This window comes from Dietzia sp. SLG310A2-38A2 (assembly GCF_014145095.1).
Classification (GTDB): domain Bacteria; phylum Actinomycetota; class Actinomycetes; order Mycobacteriales; family Mycobacteriaceae; genus Dietzia.
On sequence record NZ_JAALDX010000206.1, the window covers coordinates 1 to 2,252 of the forward strand.

3 protein-coding genes are annotated in these 2,252 nt (G+C 70.1%); all 3 read right to left on the reverse strand.

Going from position 1 to position 2,252, the window contains the following annotated elements; translation table 11 throughout:
• Positions 1–686: SDR family oxidoreductase (locus tag G6027_RS07835; RefSeq protein ID WP_182636685.1), on the reverse strand; the 686-nt coding region annotated here is incomplete at its 3' end.
• 88 nt (positions 687–774) lie between these two features.
• On the reverse strand, positions 775–1,503 hold the full coding sequence (locus tag G6027_RS07840; protein WP_182636686.1) for a TSUP family transporter: 729 nt from the start codon (positions 1,501–1,503) through the stop codon (positions 775–777).
• Between the two features lie 58 nt (positions 1,504–1,561).
• Entirely contained in the window at positions 1,562–2,038 is a 477-nt protein-coding gene (locus tag G6027_RS07845) for a nuclear transport factor 2 family protein (RefSeq protein WP_182636687.1), read from the reverse strand.
• Positions 2,039–2,252 lie beyond the last annotated feature (214 nt).

The window sequence follows — 2,252 nt, forward strand, 5'->3', positions numbered from 1 at the left end:
GGGTTGTTCTCCATCCACCAGTCCAGTCCGGGGCTGTGGGCGTGCGGCGCCACGTTGAGGGCGCGGGTGCCCTCGGCCGCCCACTCGTAGGCGGCGGCGCGGGTCAGGGCGCGGATGGCCTCCTTGACCGCGGCGTAGACGCCGTAGTTGGCGGCGTCCCACCGGACGGCGGCGGCGGTCACGAGGTTGATGATCGTGCCCCCTCCGCGCTTGGCCATCTCGGGCCGGGCCAGCTTCATCAGGGTTAAGGTCACGCGGGGGCCGCCCTCGAAGGCCTTGCGGAACTCGTCGTCCGGGTAGTCGGACAGCGGCAGCGGCATGGCCATGTTGGCGTTGTTGACCAGGATGTCGACCCCGCCCAGCTTCTCCACGGCGGTCGCGATGATCGCCTCGGGGGCGCCGTCGGTGATGATGTCCACGGCCAGGCACTCGGCCGTCCCACCGTTCGCACGGATGATCTCGGCGACCCGCTCGAGCTTGCGCATCCGGCGCCCGACCAGCAACAAGGCGGCACCGGACTCGGCGAGGCCGAGCGCGATGCCCTCCCCGACCCCCTGCCCGCCGCCGGTGACGATGGCGACCTTGCCGGCCAGGCGGTTCTCTCGTGCGGTGCCGGCGTTCTCGGTGCTCTGCGCGTTCTCGGTGCTCTGCGCTGTGGAGTCGGTCTGTGCGGTCGTGTCGGTCATGGGGTCCTCCGGGGTCGGTACGGGACTCTGTAAGAGTCGGATCTGTGAGAGTCGGATCTGTGGGAGTCGGATCGGGGCGCCACGGCGATCACGCCGTGACGATGGTCAGGAGGCCGGCGATCACCACGAGGGAGATCACGGCGGAGCGGAACACGTGGGTGGGCAGGCGCATGGCGATGCCGATTCCGAGCTGGTTGGCCAGGACGCCGACGACGGTGCAGGCCACGATCATCGGCAGGAGGGCGGGCAGGTCGATCTCCGTGCCCGACCACAACAGCGCGAGGGAGACCAGGCTGGTGATGACGAAGTACCCGGCGAGGTCGGCGATGAAGCCCAGCGGCGGCAGCCTGGCCCGGCTGAGCAGCAGGACGACCGGCGGCCCGTTGAGCGAGGTGGTGGTGGAGAAGTAGCCGCTGATCGCCCCGGTGACCGCGGTCGCGATCGCCGAGGGCGGGCGGGGCGCCCTGGCCGCGGGCAGCGCCATCGCGACGCCACACAGGACGGTGATCGCACCTGCTGCCGGCTTGAGGTGTTCCTCCGGCAGGAGGGTGACCGTCTGCACGCCCAACCAGGCGCCCGGCACGCTCGCCAGTCCCAGCACCGCCACGCGCCGCCAGGTGATGTGAGCGCGCAACTGCACGGTGACGCCCACCCTGGTCACCAGGGCCACGACCAGGTTCACCACCACCGTCTCGGCCAGGCCGATCCCCGCCATCAGCATCAACGGGGTGGCCAGGAGGGAGGTGCCGAATCCGGTGGCGCCGCCGATCACCGAGGCCGCCGCCACGCACAGCGCGGCGATGACGATCAGCTCCACGCGTCACCGTCGCCGTCACCCTCTCGCCGGGTCGAGATCGCACCGTCCGACCGCGCCCTCACTGCCCGCCGGCGGGGGCGAGGTGGTTGTCCGTGAGCTGGAAACTCGGGATGTCCTTGAGGTTGAGCATCGCCTCGTAGGTGCGCTTGTAGCCGGTGCTGGTGATGACCCATCGGCCGTCGTGGCGCGCGTAGGTGTCGGAGTAGAAAGCGCTTCCGATGATCATCGTGTCGAAGGCCGGGACGATCACCCGGTCCTGGAGGTACCAGCGGCCGGTGGCGGTGTCGCCGTCCACCTCGATCTCCGGGTGGTGGGCCTGGTGCTCGGTGATCACGTCGTCGGTCATCTGCTCCCGGAGCCCGGCCACCACCTCGTCGCGGCCGGTGTAGGACAGGCGCTTGCCGTAGGAGGCCGAGACCTCGGGAGCGAGCGTCCCGGCGAGCTCGTCCCACAGTCGCAGGTCCACACAACGCAGGTAGCGGTACTTCAGGGACTTGATCGCGTCGATGTCGTCGCGGCGGTCAGTGGTGGTCATCGTCGGCCTTTCGCACGAGGGGCGGGGCGCGTGAATCCACACCCGTCAACCCGACTGTAGTCAATTGTGTACAGTTTGGGAATGGAAAGTGAGAACCGGTTCGACGACGACGAGGACGGCCTCCCAGGACCGACCCCGCCCGACTCCGCGACCACCCGCGGGCACGGCGCCCCGCGACCCCGCCCGACCGGTCGCGACGAGGTCCGCTCCGCCG